The sequence below is a fragment of the Micromonospora sp. NPDC047134 genome, from assembly GCF_040643455.1.
Lineage (GTDB): Bacteria > Actinomycetota > Actinomycetes > Mycobacteriales > Micromonosporaceae > Micromonospora.
Genome location: NZ_JBEYUI010000016.1, coordinates 82329 through 97193, shown reverse-complemented (window position 1 = coordinate 97193; position 14865 = coordinate 82329). Strand labels below are relative to the sequence as shown.

General features: G+C 69.6%; 13 protein-coding genes and 1 other RNA gene. 5 read left to right on the top strand and 9 right to left on the bottom strand.

The window, feature by feature from the left end; all coding sequences use genetic code 11:
* The first annotated feature begins 45 nt into the window (after positions 1 to 45).
* Positions 46 to 2028, top strand: a complete 1983-nt coding sequence (locus tag ABZ795_RS19825; protein ID WP_357531401.1) for a hypothetical protein — start codon at positions 46 to 48, stop codon at positions 2026 to 2028.
* Between the two features lie 223 nt (positions 2029 to 2251).
* Here ABZ795_RS19825 and ABZ795_RS19820 read toward each other — a convergent pair whose 3' ends face one another.
* Together ABZ795_RS19820 and rnpB are read right to left on the bottom strand one after the other, a co-directional pair.
* Positions 2252 to 2428, bottom strand: a complete 177-nt coding sequence (locus tag ABZ795_RS19820) for a hypothetical protein (protein WP_357531400.1) — start codon at positions 2426 to 2428, stop codon at positions 2252 to 2254.
* 351 nt (positions 2429 to 2779) lie between these two features.
* Positions 2780 to 3195: RNase P RNA component class A (gene rnpB, locus ABZ795_RS19815), an RNA gene on the bottom strand.
* Between the two features lie 196 nt (positions 3196 to 3391).
* On the opposite strand from rnpB, the gene ABZ795_RS19810 reads away from it, so the two are divergent.
* Positions 3392 to 4153: a sulfite exporter TauE/SafE family protein gene (locus ABZ795_RS19810; protein WP_357531399.1), complete on the top strand. Its 762-nt coding sequence runs from the start codon at positions 3392 to 3394 to the stop codon at positions 4151 to 4153.
* Between the two features lie 79 nt (positions 4154 to 4232).
* Here the strand turns inward: ABZ795_RS19810 and ABZ795_RS19805 are convergent, their stop codons facing one another.
* The 5 genes from ABZ795_RS19805 to ABZ795_RS19785 form a co-directional block, all read right to left on the bottom strand.
* The gene (locus tag ABZ795_RS19805; protein ID WP_357531398.1) at positions 4233 to 5426 is read right to left on the bottom strand and encodes a bifunctional RNase H/acid phosphatase; all 1194 of its coding nucleotides are present in this window, start codon (positions 5424 to 5426) and stop codon (positions 4233 to 4235) included.
* A gap of 3 nt (positions 5427 to 5429) precedes the next feature.
* The gene (locus ABZ795_RS19800; protein ID WP_357531397.1) at positions 5430 to 6167 is read right to left on the bottom strand and encodes a C4-type zinc ribbon domain-containing protein; all 738 of its coding nucleotides are present in this window, start codon (positions 6165 to 6167) and stop codon (positions 5430 to 5432) included.
* Complete coding sequence (locus tag ABZ795_RS19795) at positions 6157 to 7017, bottom strand: Nif3-like dinuclear metal center hexameric protein (protein WP_357531445.1); 861 nt, start codon at positions 7015 to 7017, stop codon at positions 6157 to 6159. The genes ABZ795_RS19800 and ABZ795_RS19795 overlap by 11 nt, the downstream gene beginning before the upstream one ends.
* 163 nt (positions 7018 to 7180) lie before the next feature.
* Positions 7181 to 7753, bottom strand: coding sequence for a flavoprotein (locus tag ABZ795_RS19790; RefSeq protein ID WP_327024664.1), 573 nt, complete (start codon positions 7751 to 7753; stop codon positions 7181 to 7183).
* Positions 7754 to 7769: 16 nt separating this feature from the next.
* Positions 7770 to 8999, bottom strand: a complete 1230-nt coding sequence (locus tag ABZ795_RS19785; RefSeq protein ID WP_357531396.1) for a helix-turn-helix domain-containing protein — start codon at positions 8997 to 8999, stop codon at positions 7770 to 7772.
* A 242-nt stretch (positions 9000 to 9241) separates the two neighbouring features.
* On the opposite strand from ABZ795_RS19785, the gene ABZ795_RS19780 reads away from it, so the two are divergent.
* From ABZ795_RS19780 to ABZ795_RS19770, 3 genes are all read left to right on the top strand, one after another.
* Positions 9242 to 9913 (top strand): bifunctional DNA primase/polymerase, encoded by a 672-nt coding sequence (locus ABZ795_RS19780; RefSeq protein WP_357531444.1) that lies wholly within the window; start codon positions 9242 to 9244, stop codon positions 9911 to 9913.
* Between the two features lie 88 nt (positions 9914 to 10001).
* Positions 10002 to 10169 (top strand): hypothetical protein, encoded by a 168-nt coding sequence (locus ABZ795_RS19775; protein ID WP_327024662.1) that lies wholly within the window; start codon positions 10002 to 10004, stop codon positions 10167 to 10169.
* A gap of 172 nt (positions 10170 to 10341) precedes the next feature.
* Complete coding sequence (locus ABZ795_RS19770) at positions 10342 to 10599, top strand: DUF3040 domain-containing protein (RefSeq protein ID WP_327024661.1); 258 nt, start codon at positions 10342 to 10344, stop codon at positions 10597 to 10599.
* 20 nt (positions 10600 to 10619) lie between these two features.
* Here the strand turns inward: ABZ795_RS19770 and ABZ795_RS19765 are convergent, their stop codons facing one another.
* Together ABZ795_RS19765 and ABZ795_RS19760 are read right to left on the bottom strand one after the other, a co-directional pair.
* On the bottom strand, positions 10620 to 11525 hold the full coding sequence (locus ABZ795_RS19765; protein WP_357531395.1) for an SWIM zinc finger family protein: 906 nt from the start codon (positions 11523 to 11525) through the stop codon (positions 10620 to 10622).
* A complete protein-coding gene (locus tag ABZ795_RS19760; RefSeq protein ID WP_357531394.1) occupies positions 11522 to 14815 on the bottom strand; it encodes an SNF2-related protein in 3294 nt (1097 codons plus the stop codon). Before ABZ795_RS19760 ends, ABZ795_RS19765 begins: the two co-directional genes overlap by 4 nt.
* Positions 14816 to 14865: the final 50 nt, after the last annotated feature.

Sequence of the window (14865 nt, the reverse complement as noted above, 5' to 3'; positions counted from 1 at the left end):
TGAAGATCGTTTCCCTTGTCGACAGACGTCGCCTAGGATGCACCCATGAACCCGCCTTTTGCAGCCTTCGACCCCCTGCAAGTTAAGGGAAGGCTAGAGAACAGCCTCGCAGCGCAGCGCGCTGTGCGACGCGAAATAAACAACATCTTGAGTTCGTACGTCGGCTGGTACGATCCGTTCTGCGAGTTAATTCAGAACGGGCTAGACGCATTAGAGGCGCGAAGCCGGGCCGAAATCGCGGCAGGAACCATTTCAGATTTCGAGCAGCGACTACGGGTCATCGTTGACCTGGATAGAAATCAGCTCACAGTCTCCGACAATGGTTGCGGAATGACATACGAGGAGTTCAAGCGATTCCTGGCACCCAACTTCTCCTTCAAGGAGGAGGTCAACTCCCGAGGGCACAAAGGTGTTGGTGCCACCTACCTCGCATATGGATTCAACTATCTGCGAGTGCACACGAGGTCGCCCGGATACGATGCTTGCGGAAGGATATTGAACGGGAGAACTTGGCTGGCGGGATCAGCAGACGGAGATCCTCCACTTGTCGAGCCGGACTCTTCTGCAGATATTGATGAAGAATTCGAAAAAGTCGAACGCGGGACCACCGTAACGGTCCGCTTCGATGAATACACGCACCCCAAGAAGCTCTCCTGGCTTGCGGCGAAGGACGCCGAAACATGGCTCACCATCCTACGAGTTAAGACCGGTATCGGGGCGGTCGAGCCAAGCACGGACAAAACGATCGAAGTCACGTGCATTGCAGGCGGAGAGTCGACAACGGCAACAATTTTCGAGGTTTCTTACCTCTGGCTTCATAATGACAAATGCAAGTCAGCCCGCATCAGTGAAGTTGCGGCGAAAGCACAGGAACAGTTTAAGAAGTACGGTACTACGAAGCCGCCGCCGAACGCCCACCGCAAGTTGGATTTCCTGTATGAGGAGTACCACTGGGAATCATGCAAAGAACTCCTTACACCCGAAGCGCTCGCCGAACACGAAGAGGTAATTGCGAAACACAAGCCAACCATTAAGGTCGAATACGGGTATACCACGAAACTCTGGAAGAGGTTCAACGAAAAGCTGGGCATTCGGAGTAACATGCAGGTTCTGCGCGCTGGAATACAACTGGCCGCTAACATGATGCCGCAGGGTGATGTCCTTCAGGTGCCTCTAACCAGATACACTGGCCGACAGAATCAAGTGCACTTCCTTATCCATTTTGAGAACTACACTCCAGACCTTGGCAGGAAAGGGTTCGCCAAGCCTCTTGTTGACTTCGCCACGGATGTTGCCAGTGCGATTGTCCAAGGGCCGATAACGCGACTCAGGCCCAACATGAAGCGAGACTCTGGGACGGTCCCAGATTTAGATCGAGAACTCAAACTAGATGCATGGAAGGAGCAAATGATTGCACATGAAGCCAATTCACCGCTCACACTTTCCTCAGACCACTTCTTTGCTCCAACAAAACGAATTAGCATAACCTCTACGCCCACTCGGGAACAAGATGTCATAGCACTCTTTCACGAGATCATCTCGGGCGGCGTGGTTCGCGGTTTAGCGATCATGTCAACTAACGAGCGATTTACCTATGACGGTTTGTTCCGGATAAATTTCGACCACGATCGAGAACTGTTCGAATTTGACTCAAACAGCAATCCTCTTGGGATCGACGCAGAGATACTTGACGGCCTCTTGGGAAGAAGAACCAAGCCGAAGGTGCTGGAGTACAAGTACTCACTAGACGGCTTGATCAATGATTTGGACGCACAGGAGAAGAATCTAAAAGACATAGATTTATGCGTCGCCTGGGAGATGGGCTCGCAGTGGCGCGAGAAGTTCGCCGTCACCTCCCTCCTCCTCCCAGAGAATACGTCTCAGCGCTCCTATCATGGCCTGACACATGTACTTCAAGATCCCGATTCAGGCGCGCGCCACTGCGACCTGATCATTCTCAAGGATCTTGTAGCGCTTCTAATCGACGAATCAACCTGCCACGAAGACCAAAGAGCGGCTTACGAGTAGACCGCAGACTACTGCGACGTTGCCGATTTTCTCTGTTCTGAATCAAGTCACCGCGCTCCGCGCAATGCGGGGCGGCAAGCCCGGCCAGCGGCAAGCCGCCCCGGCCGCCTACGGCGCCGGGGCGGTGAGCCACCGACAGCCGCCGGGACACCGCCCACAGTCTGATGTCAGCTCAGCGCGAGGTCGTCCGGGAAGCGCTCGTGAAGCGCGGCGACGGCATGCTTCAGGCAGTAGTCGAGGCTGTGGCCGTCGACCCTGATCGACGCACCATCGAGCGCTGACCCGAGATCACCACCGTCCAGGGCTTGTGCTCCCGCTCCCCGTCAATCTTGACCAGCCCGACCAGGCCCATCTTCCCCAGGTGCTCCAGCAGCTCCGGCACGCACTCGTTCCACCTCACCCACGAATGCTGGTCGTGCGTCGGGGCTTCCGGCTGCCGCGCCAGTCCAACCCGGGACTGGCTTGCCACCGTGTTGCAGGGTCACGGCACCAGCTCCACCGCCAGGACGTGCCCGACACCGACCCTCTCCCGCAGCCGCAGCCCCACTCCGGAACCATCGAGCACAGGCCCGGAGGCGGCTCACGACGGCACAGCCAGCCCGACCTGAGGTGGGGTCAACTGAGCCGGTCCTCGGGGCGTCACGGGTCGTCAGGACGTCAAACGCCGCCCAATGTTGACCATGAACGGCCATCGACACCCGGAAATAGGACCAGCTCAGAGCCATGATCCAAGCTCTGAGCTGGTGGGCGACGGACGAGTCGACCTGTACGCCGGATTCTGTGCGCGACGCGTACCCCTGAGGGGTTTGCGCCGGCGGCGGCCATCCATCTCGGCCTGCCGTTGCCGACAGGCTCGTGCGGCCTACCCGCAGACATCGGGCGGGCAGCCCTCAAGCGTCTGCGCGGGTCGTCATCTTGCGGTGACGGCCCTTTCTTGGCCTTGCTCCGGGTGGGGTTTACCGAGCCACCCCGGTCACCCGGGGTGCTGGTGGGCTCTTACCCCACCGTTTCACCCTTACCGTCCCCGATGGGGTCGGCGGTCTGTTTTCTGTGGCACTGTCCCGCGGGTCGCCCCGGGTTGCCGTTAGCAACCACCCTGCCCTGTGGAGTCCGGACGTTCCTCGGCGGCGAGCTGCTGCCCGCCGACGCGACCGCCCGGTCGACTCGTCCGTCGCGTACTCATCCTAACGACGTGTCAGCCCACCCGATTTCCGCCCTGCACCACCGCTGGGCGCGCAACTTCGGGGATGTTGTGGCCTCCAGACCCGCTGGACCCGACAACTTCCCCGAAGTTGCGCGGCCCCTGACCGCCCGGCGCGGGCGGGCTGCGGGGCGGGGTAGGGGTGGTACTAGCCTCGGGATCATGGAGTTTGCCGACGCCGCGTTGTTGCTCGGGGCCGGGCTGGCCGCCGGTACGGTCAACGCGGTGGCCGGGGGTGGTTCGCTGATCACCTTCCCGGCGCTGCTGGCGGTGGGGTTGCCGCCGGTGCCGGCGAATGTCACCAACTCGGTGTCGGTGTTCCCGGGGTACGGGGCCGCGGTGGCGGGCAGTTGGATGGATCTGCCCCGGGGGCGGCTGCTGGCCAGCCTGGTGCCGACCACGATTCTCGGCGCGCTGGCGGGTGCGGGGCTGCTGCTGGTCACCCCGGCGCGGGCCTTCGAGGTGGTCGTACCGTTTCTGGTGCTCGGGGCTACCGCGGTGCTGGCGTTTCAGGATCCGCTTCGGCGGCTGGTGGGGCATCCAAGTCATCTGTCGCCGCGGCGGCGGGGTCTGATGATCCAGGTCGTGGTGGCCCTGGCTGCGGTGTACGGCGGCTATTTCGGCGCGGCCGTAGGGGTGATGTTGGTCGCCGCGCTGGCCTTGGTGCTGGACGCCTCCATGGCCCGGGTGAGTGCGATCAAGAACCTGCTCTCGGCGATCATCGGCCTGACCGGGGTGGCCGTGTTCACGCTCGCCGGGCCGGTGAACTGGGTGGGGGTGGCGCTGCTGGCGCCGGCCACCCTGGTCGGCGGGTACGCGGGTGCCCGGCTGGTCCGTCGGCTGCCGTCGGGGCTACTGAAGGCGATCATCGTGGTCTTCGGCACCACGATCGGGCTGTACCTGCTGTGGCGGTCGTTCCGCTGACCGGCGCTCGCGCCCCCGAAGGGCTGAGTGTTAGGAAGGGTCCCCTGTACAACGCCAGGCGTTAACAAGGTGCCCTTCCTTACTCCAGCGAAGCGAGGTGGGCGGTGTCGTTGACGGTGCGGACGGCGATTCCGCCGTCCGGCCAGCGGTCCAGCACGGAGATGCCGGCGGCGTCCAGGTAGAGCCGGTGCAGGAAGGTGTCGCTGGCGGCCAGGGCGTCGCGCAGCATCAGCTTGATCGGCGAGACGTGCGAGACCACCACCACGGTCTGACCGGGGTACGCCGAGGTCAGGCGCTCGGTCACCCGGGCACAGCGTTCGGCCACCTCGGCGAAGGATTCGCCGTCCGGCGGGGCGATGCGGGTGGAGGACAGCCAGGCGTCCAACTCGCCCGCCCATTGTTCGCGTACCTCGGCGAAGGTGCGCCCCTCCCAGGCACCGAAGTCGCACTCGATCAGGTCCTCGTCGGGGCGTACCGGCAGGTCGCCCAGGGCGGCGGCGATCGCGGTGGCGGTCGTCGTACACCTGGACAGGGGTGAGCTGACCACGGCGGCGGTGTCCGGGGCCAGGGCGGCGACCCGGGCGGCGGTGGCCCGCACCTGGGCCTGGCCCTTGGCCGACAGGGCGACATCGCCGCGCCCGGAGTAGCGGCCCTGTTCGGTGTACTCGGTCTCGCCGTGCCGGACCAGGATCAGCCGGGTGGCGGTGAAGCTGGGCCGTGGCTCCCAGGAGACCGGCGCGGTGGTCAGGTCGGCACCGGGGGCCTCGGCGGCGTCGCCACCGGCGGGCTGGGCACCGCCGAGTTTCCGGGGCGGCTCGACCAGGCGGGGCGGCGCGACGGAGGGTACGGCTACCCCGGAGGTCGCGGCGGCGTCCATGGCGGCGTTGGCCAGGGCGTCGGCGTGGGCGTTGCGGTCCCGGGGGATCCAGGTGAAGCGGACCGTGCCGATGCGGCCGACCAGTTGGGCGGCCTGGGCGGCGAGGGGACGCAGCCCGGGATGCTTGATCTGCCAGCGGCCGGACATCTGCTCGACCACCAGCTTGGAGTCCATCCGGACCTCGACCTCGGTGGCCCCCAGCTCGACCGCGGCGGTCAGACCGGCGAGCAGGCCCTGGTATTCGGCGACGTTGTTGGTGGCGGTGCCGATGGCGGCACTGCGCTCGGCCAGCACCTCGCCGGTGGCCGGGTCGCGCAGCACCGCGCCGTACCCGGCCGGGCCCGGGTTGCCCCGGGCGCCGCCGTCGGCCTCGATCAGGACGGTACGCGGTGCCACCGGCTACAGCCCGGACTCGTTGGTGCGGACCATGATCCGTCGGCAGTCCTCGCAGCGGACCACCTCGTCCGGGTCGATCTTACGGATGCGGGCCAGGTCGGCACCGGAGATGTCCAGCCGACAGCCACCGCAGCGACCCGCGTAGAGCAGGGCGGCGCCGAGCCCGGTGTCGGTGCGGATGCGTTCGTAGAGCTGCACCAGGTCGGCGGGGAGGTCGTTGGCCAGCGGCTGGCGGGCGGACCGCTTGAACTCCTCCTCCCGGCTGATCTCGGCTAGGCTCTCGTCGCGTCGCTGCTCGGTGGCAGCCCGCCGCTCGCGGACCTCGGCCAGTCGCTGCTCCACCCCCTCCAGCACGGCCTGGGCGGTCTCGCGCTGCTCCATCAGCTCCAGTTCGGCGTCCTCCAGGTCGCCCTGCCGACGGTTCAGCGAGGCCAGTTCGTGTTGCAGGGCCTCCAGCTCGCGGGCCGGGCCGGTGCCGGCGGCCAGCCGGTCCTCGTTCTTGGCCTTACGCGCCCGTACCTGGTCGACGTCCTTCTCCATCCGGGCGATGTCCCGGTCCAGGTCGTCGACGGCCACCTGGGCGCGGACCCGCTCGTCCTCCAGGGCGGACAGCTCCCGGGCCAGGGCCTCCAGCTCGACCCGCTCCGGCAGCGACCGCCGCCGGTGGGCGAGCTGGGCCAGGGCGGTGTCGATGGCCTGGAGGTCGAGCAGGCGGCGCTGGACCTGGGGGTCAGCCTTCACGATCGGGCTCCTTGTCTGCGGGTTCGGCCACTGCGGGTCCGCCCGCTGAGGGTGGGGCTGCGTGTACGGTCCACGGGCTGGTGTCCAGGTCGGACACCAGGGTCTGCACCCCCGGGGTGCTCCGCAGCAGCGCGGCCAGGTCGTCCAGCCAGGGTCGCTCGGTCGCCCAGTGGGTGGCGTCGAGCAACGCCGGCCCGTCGGTGGCTAGGTGCTCGCCGGCCGGGTGGTGGCGCAGGTCGGCGGTGAGGTAGGCGTCCACGCCGGCTGCGGTCGCGTCGGCCAGGAAGCTGTCCCCGGATCCACCGCACACCGCGAGGGTACGCACGACCCGGTCCGGGGCTCCGGCGGCGCGTACCCCGACGGCGGTGGGGGGTAGCACGGCGGCGGCGTGCCGGGCCAGCTCGGCCAGGCTCATCGGTTGGGGTAGCCGGCCGATGCGGCCCGCCCCTCGACCCTCACCGGCGGCCGGGGTGCCGGGGCGGGCCGGTTGCAGGGGACGCAGGTCGGTCAGCCCCAGCCGGTGGGCCAGGGCGTCGGAGACGCCGGGGACGGCCACGTCGGCGTTGGTGTGCGCCACGTACAGGGCGACATCGGCCTTGATCAGTTGGTGGATGATCCGGCCCTTGTACGTCGTCGGGGCCACCGAGGAGACGCCGCGCAGCAGCAGCGGATGGTGAGCGACGATCATGTCGACCTCGGCGGCCAGGGCTTCGGCGACCGTTTCGGGGACCACGTCGACAACGCAGAGGATCCGGCGTACGGGGGCGCTCGGCTCGCCGAGGACCAGGCCGACCCGGTCCCACTCCTCGGCCCAGCTCGGCGGGTAGCGCCGCTCCAGCTCGGCCACCACCTCGGCGACGGTCGGCACGGCTGCGGTTGGGCTCACGACGGGCCAGCTTACCGGCGTCGGTGGCGGGACGGGACCTCACCCGGCCGAGGCCGGACCGGCCGGTGGCGAGGTGTTAATAGGGGCCCCTTGTACTACCGGAGGCGTTAACAAGGGGCCCTTCCTTTCACGCGGAGTGGATCAGGTGGTCGTGGAGGGCGGTGAGGGCGAGCGGCCAGGGAAAGGCGTGTTGGTGCCGTTCCCCGGTGCCGGGTGGGTGCAGCGGGATGACCTCCTCGCCGAAGATCACCCGTACCCCCCATTCGGTCAGGCGGTCGAGGGCCGCCCGGAAGGCGGGGTGGGCGGCCATCGCGGCGTTGGTGTACGGGACGGCGACCAGGGGTACGCCCAGACCCTGGGCCTCGACCAGCAGGCCGAGGGCCAGGGTGTCGGCGATGCCGGCCGCCCACTTGTTCACCGTGTTGACCGTGGCCGGGCAGACGACGATGGCGTCGGCCGAGGGCAACACGTCCGGATCACCCGGGTTCTTGTAGTGCGTACGCACCGGATGGCCGGTCTGTCGGGCCAACGCGGCGCGGTCGACGAACTTGGCGCCGTCCGGCGTGGTGACCACGCAGACGTCCCAGCCGTCCTGCTGGGCCAGCTCGACGAGCCGACCCACGTCTCGGGCCAACGGCGAACCGCAGGCGATGATGTACAGCACCTCACGGTGCCCGTCATGGCGGTGCGAACCGGTCATCAGACCGGCCCCGAAGTCATACTCCTACTCCCATGTGCTCAGCCAACTCTGCGATCAAGGAAGGCGGCGCACCCCGTGTGCGACGCAGCACGTTCGACATGACCTCATGGGCGATCGGCCGGCACCGGATCTCGGAGGGCGCCAGCCGGTCACCGCGCAGCAGCATCTCCCCGGCGTTGGCCAGGTCACCGATCTGGGCGTAGCCCCGGGCCAGGTCCAGCAGGTGATGGGCCCGGCGTTCCGGCAGCAGGGCGTCGAAGGCCGGGGTCTGGAGCTTCGCCAGATGCAGCTCGACCGCCTGACCCCCGTCGCCCAGCTCCACGGCGGCGGCCGCCCGGTGCAGGATGACATTGGTGGGACCGAAGGAGGTCCAGTAGTGGTTCTGGTCACCGCCGAGTTCCCGGGCCGCCTCCTCGGCGCCCCGGAGCAGGTCCTCGACGGTGGCGGAGTCACCGATGCGGGCGGCGGCCATGGCCCCCTGGAGCAGCAGCATCCCGTAGACCGAGAGCCGTTGCGGGCTGGCGTCGTTCTGCCCGCCGGGAGCCAGTTGGTTGGCGATCCGGACGTTCAGTTCCAGCGCGGGACGAGGGCGCCCCAGGGAGGCCAGGGCGTTGCACACCCGGGTGGTGGCGACCCCCGCGAGCAGCAGGTCGTCGGCCCGCTGGGCGACCGCGATGGACCGGTCCGCGGCCAGCCAGGCGAGCTCACACTCCCCCAGCTTGCGTAGCACCGAGGAGGCGATCTGGTAGACCTGCGCGAGCAGGTCGGCGGCCCGTTGCGCCTGATCACCGCCGTAGGCGGCGTCGGCCGCCTGGGCGTCGCGCACCAGCTTGGGCAGGGCCCGGATCAGCAGGCCGTAGCGGCCGTACTGGTAGGTCAGCCAGGCGTGGGTGACCGCCTTGCCCAGGTCCGCCAGGGTGGGCGGACAGGGTACGGCGTCGAAGTACGCGCTGACCGCGTCGTACCGCTCCAGGGCCGCCCGGATCTCCTCCACCTCGAACGGCTCGATGCAGTGCAGGGTCTCGTTGCGCCGTTCCGGGTCCTTGCCGAGCAGCAGTTGCACGTCCATCTGAAGGATGTCGGCGATCTCGTGGAGGACGGAGAACTTGTCGAGCCGACGCACCCCGCGTTCGATCTTGTCGACCCAGCTCTTCGACTTGCCCAACCGGTCGGCGAAGACCTGCTGCGACATTCGTCGTCGCCCTCGCCAGTAGGCCACCCGCCGCCCGATGGGTAGTTCGTCCATCTCCCCAGTCCTTCCTAGATGGAGCCTCGGCCGATCGCCGTAGGCCGTTTCGCGGGCGTGGTGAGCCGTCCGTCTTCAGGTTTCCGCTGGTCGCACTGGTTGTACGTCATCCGTACGGCCAGTCCTCATAGCTTTCGTGCAAGTTGCACCAGCCACTCGTCAGGCCAACGATCGTCAACGATGACAGTGACGGTGCTCTACATGACAGTTGCCGGCCGGTCCGGCGAGGGGAGATGGCACCAATGTGGGGGAACGTCGGACCTCGGGTGGCACATCTGTCGCCGTTGGAACGGGTACGACTGCGCCGGGTTGCGGTGCGGTACGCGATGCACGGCTGGGAGGTGACCCCGGGTGCCTGCCTGGCGCGCAGCCGCTTCGTCTGCGGGCGGGCCGGCTGCCCGACGGTCGGCTGCCATCCGGCCCTGGAGAACTGGGAGCACGCCGCGAGCGCCGATCCGGCCCGGGTGGCGAACTGGTGGCGGGCCCGGCCGCACAGCGTACTGCTGCCCACCGGGCACTCCTTCGACGTGCTGGAGGTCTCCGCCGACCTGGGCCGTCGCGTCCTGGAAGCGGTCCGCGCCCACCCGGCCGGTCCGGGCGTACGCGGACCGGTGCTGATCACCCCGACCGGACGGTGGATGTTCCTGGTCCGCCCGGGGGACCCCCTGCGTCCCGAGTTGGAACACTGTCTACAGGTGGTACGACACGGTCCCGGCTCCTGGATCGCCGCACCCCCCACCCGACTGCCCGAGGGTCAGGTCCGCTGGGTGGTGGCTCCGGAACAGGCCCGCTGGCAACTGCCCGACTCCTACCTGGTGCAGAACACCTTGATCGGTGCCCTGCGGGCCACCGGGGTCACCCTGGTGCCGGCGCTGGTACCCGGTCATCTGCCGCTGCCCCGCCGGGGCCGATGACCGGTCGTCCGCCCCGACAGCGACGCCACCCGTACGCCGGTCGTTGAACACCACGACGGCGCGTCAGTGCCGGGAGCGGGGATCGGCGATGTCCACGGACGACACCACACACCACCCGAACGGTGCCGAGCCGCCACGGCGGCACCGACCCGGCCGACGGTGGGCCGCCACCCGCCCGCCGGGGGCCCGCCCCGGCTCACCCAGACCCCTCGGCACCCGCCCCGCTACCACCCACCGGCCGATGCGCTGGCTGTGACCGGCCCCGGGACCTCCTGCCCTTTCCGGCTGCAACGGGGGCAAACCGTACGACCAGGCCGACTGCGGGCGGCCCTGAGCTGCCGGGGAAAGTAGCAGCAGGAGAAGCGCGTGAGCCGTGACCCCAGTGGGTATTCCGCCTCGCCGTTGCTGAACGCGTGAGGGGAAGGCACATGCTCAGCAAAGAGGATCAGCGCAGGTTCGATCAGATCACCCGCAATCTGCGGGAGAGTGACCCGGCGTTCTTCGCCCGGCTGGACAATCGGGCCCGGGGACGACGTGGGCGGTGGCTGCTGCTGTTGACCATCCTGCTGTGGGCGGCGCTGCCGGCTACCACCGTGGCCTTCGGCCGACTGACCGGGGCCATCTTCGCTGCGGTGCTGCTGACCAATGCGGCACTCATGTGGCGGTTCCGTCGACGCTGGCTCTGAACACCGCTCGACCGGATCGCTCACTCACCAAGCTGGCGGTACGCCTGACGCAGCCGCTCCAGCAGGCCCGGTCCACCGATCGCCGGTGCGGGCGCACCGAGCTGCCGCAACAACAGATCCGGACGGCTCGCCAGACTGGGCGGGCGATCCGGCAGGGGCACCGGCGGCAGCCAGAACCGGTCAAGGGTCTCCGTCAGGGGCGCTACCGGCAGGTCGGCAAGGGCTGGCACCGCCCCGGCCGCCGGACGACCCACACCGGACTCGGCGGCTGGTGGGCGGGTGGGGTCCGGCTCGGTGGCTGGTGGGCGGGTGAGGTCCGGCTCGGTGTTGAGGCTGCGCAGCGCGCGGAGCCGGTCGAGCAGGTCCTGGCGGCTGCGGCCGCGCCAGTGCAGCAGGGCGAAGGGATCGGCGTCGAAGGCCTCGGCCAACAGGTAGAAGGTGGCCGCCAGGTGTTTGCAGGGGATTGCCCCGTCCGGGCAGGAGCAGCGTTGCTCCAGCTCGGTCACGGTGGCCGGGAACAGGGGCGCACCGGCTGCGGCGAACAGCTCCTCCAGCTCGGCCGGCAGATCACCGGCCAGCAGCCGGGCGCTGAAGAACGCCTGCCCGGCCAGTTGGGCCTCGATCCGCTGCCACATGGGGTCCGGAAACGGCGGCAGGGCGATGTGGACCTGGTACGGCCGGGGTCGGGAGCCCTGCACCGACGCGCTCACCATACCGGGGGCGATGTCTAGGCGTACCACCTGGCCGGCGCGGGCGTAGGCGCGGCCCCGGGTCAGCCGGGTGCCGAGGGCGAAGGACTCCAGCACCTCCAGGAACCGCCGCGACCACCAGGACACCCCGATGGCACCCCGGGCGCTGCGGGCCCGCAGCCCGCCCTCGACCCGGCGGGGCCGCCCGTAGTCGGCGAACCGGCCGGTCGGGCTCACTGCGCCACCGCCCCGGCCTCCAGCTGGAACAACTCGCGCAGTTGGCCGCTGGAGAGTTCGGTGATCCACTGTTCGCCGGTGCCGACCACGGAGGCGGCCAGCCCGCGTTTGTCCGCGATCAGGGCGGCTACCTTCTCCTCCACCGTCCCGGCGCAGACGAACTTGCGGACCTGCACCCGGCGGCGTTGACCGATCCGGAAGGCCCGGTCGGTGGCCTGGTCCTCCACGGCCGGGTTCCACCACCGGTCGACATGCACGACATGGTTGGCGGCGGTCAGGGTCAGCCCGGTGCCACCGGCCTTGAGGGAGAGCACGAACAGGGCCGGGCCGTCGTCGGACTGGAACCGGGTCACCATCTCGTCCCGGTCGGCCTTGCCGAGGCCGCCGTGCAGGAACAGCACCTCCCGGCCGAAGCGGGCCGACAGGTGGCCGCGCAGCATCCCGCCGAACTCCGCGTACTGGGTGAACATCAGGGCCTTCTCCCCCGCCGCGAGGACCTCGTCGAGGATCTCCTCCAGCCGGGCCAGCTTGCCGGACCGCCCGTCCAACGCCGAACCGTCGCGCAGCAACTGGGCGGGATGGTTGCAGACCTGCTTGAGCCGGGTCATCGTGGCCAGCACCAGGCCACGTCGCTCGATGCCCTCACTGGCCTCGATCCGGGCCATCATGTCGTCGACCACCACCTGGTAGAGCGCCGCCTGCTCGGCGGTCAGGTTGCAGACGACCTCCATCTCCAGCTTCTCCGGCAGATCCGAGATGATCGACGAGTCGGTCTTGAGTCGGCGCAGCACGAACGGGCCGGTGATCCGGCGCAGCCGCTCGGCGGTCTCGGTGTCGCCGTGCCGCTCGATCGGCTCGGCGAAGCGCTTCCGGAAGGTCGCCGCCGGGCCGAGCAGTCCCGGGTTGGCGAACTGCATGATGGACCACAGATCGGCCAGCCGGTTCTCCACCGGGGTACCGGTCACCGCGATCCGGTGCCGGGCGGGCAGCGTACGGACCGCCTCGGCCTGCCGGGTGGCGGCGTTCTTCACCGCCTGCGCCTCGTCGAGCACCACCCGGTGCCAGTCGATCCCGGCCAGGTCCGCCGCGTCCCGGGCCGCCGTCGGATAGGTGGTGAGCACCAGATCCGCAGCCCGCACGGCGTCGCCGAACTCGGCGCCCCGGGCCCGCTGCGCGCCGTGGTGCACATGCACCCGCAGCTGCGGGGTGAACCGGGCCGCCTCCCGCTGCCAGTTGCCGACCAGCGACATCGGACACACCAGCAGGGTCGGCCCGGCCTGCGGCGGGTCGGCCGCGAACAGCGCCAACAGCTGCACCGTCTTACCCAGGCCCATGTCGTCGGCGAGCACCCCGCCGAGGCCGAGCGACTGGAGGAAGGTCAACCAGGAAAGACCCCGACGTTGGTACGGCCGCAGGGTGCCGGCGAACGAGGGCGGCTCGGTCAGCGGGGCCAGCCGCTGCTCCACCGACCCGGCCAGCAGATCCCCCAACGCCCCGTCGGCGCTGACCTCCAGCACCGGCAGGGCGTCCGGCTGTTCGGCGTCGGCCAGGCCCAGCCGCAGCAGGTCGGCGACGGTCAACTCACCGGTGGAACGCAGCAGCCGCAGACCGGCGGCGAGCCGCTTGGGGTCCAGTTCCACCCAGCGCCCGCGCAGCCGTACCAGGGGGGTCTTCAGCTCGGCCAGGTGGGCCAACTCCTCCGCGGTCAGCGGCTGATCGCCCAGGGCGATCTCCCACCGGTAGTCGACCAGCGCCGTCAACCCGACCCGCTCACCGGCGCCGGTCACCGTGCCCGGTGCGGTGCGGGAACTGGCCCGCAGCCGCGCGCCGAGCCGCGCCGAGGGCCGCCGCCACCACGAGGGCAGCAGCACGGTGAACCCGGCCGCGTGCAGCATCGGGGCACCCTCGCGCAGGAACCGGTGGGCCCCTTCGGCGTCCAACTCCAGCGCCTGCGGGGTGGCCGTCCGCAGGGCCGCATCCACCTGCGGCCACAGCCGGCTGGCCCGACCCAACTCGGCCAGCAGGGTCTCCTGCGGGCTGTCCACCATGGGCATGGCCGCACCCCGCCAGATCTGGGCGGCGTCGACATGGGTGCCCGAGTCGTCGGCCGCGCGGAGCCCGAACTCCACCCGCCAGGTCTCCTCGGTCGCCACGATTGCGTTCGGGTCGGCCGGTCCGTTCATCTCCTCGTCGGCCGGTTCGACGAGCCGGAAGCTGGCCCGTACCGCCCCACCGGCCGCGTCCCGCTGCCAGGTCTCCAACTCGTCGCACAGGACCTGCAATCCCGCCGGTTCGGCGGTGAACTCACGCTGGGGGCCGGTGAGCGCGCCGAGCCAGGCCGTCACCGCCCCCTCACGGCGGGCCCCCCGGGTCAGGGTGGTCTGCGGCAGCGCCGCCCGCACCGCCGCGTCGGTGAGCGCATCGAGCGCATCCCCCACCAGCAGCCCCGGCCCCGGATCCCCCTGCCGGGACCCCACCCGCCCGCTGGCCCCGGCCGTCCCCGCAGGCACGCCTGCCTGCGTCACGGGCGGGCTCGGTTGGGCTGGCAGTCCGGGTGGCTCCGCCGCGAGCGGCATCGTGGGCAGGTCCACCTCGATCACCGCGCGGGCGGCCGGTGGTAGGGCCAGCACCAGCGCCCGGGCCCAGGCGGCGTCCGTGCCGGTGAGCAGGGGTCGCCACAGCGCCCGGGCCTCGCCCTCGGTGCCCCGACCAGCGGTGGCGGGGCGTGCGGAGGCCGCACCCCGAGACCCTGGACCGGAAGGGGTGCGAGCCGCCCGGCCAGGGGCCGCCGTGCGGGTGGCCGCAGGAACCCTCGGGTCGGGGAGGAGGGTCAGGCCAGGCAGGACCCGGCCCCGGGTGGCCAGGTCGGCGGCGAAGGTGGCCAACTCCGCCAGGTGCCGCAGGGTCGCACCGGGTACGGCAGCCAACTCGTCGAGGGCACGCAGCAAGGGCAGGGCCGCGTCCGGGGCGTACGCCAGGATGGGCACCCGCCACCCGGCGAGAGTGACCGGGCCGCGGGCCGGTTCCACGACGGTGGTCCGGACCAGTTCCGGGGAGTCGACCGGCGAGCCGGATCGGGTGGGCAGGCGCAGCAGCGCGGTACCGAGATCGGTCGGCTCGGCGACCTCCCCGGACACGGCTACCAGGGTGGGATGAGCGGCGGCGAAGGGGTGCGGACGCTCCCGGGGGGCTCTACCGGGGCGTCGGGGGGCACGCGGCGCCAAGGTGCTGTCCTCGCCCCAGACGGCGAGCCCTCGGCCCGGCAACCACATCCCGTGGACGACCAGCACCCACACTCCCCCTCGCTGAAAGGAAGGGCCCCTTCTTAACGCCTCCGGTA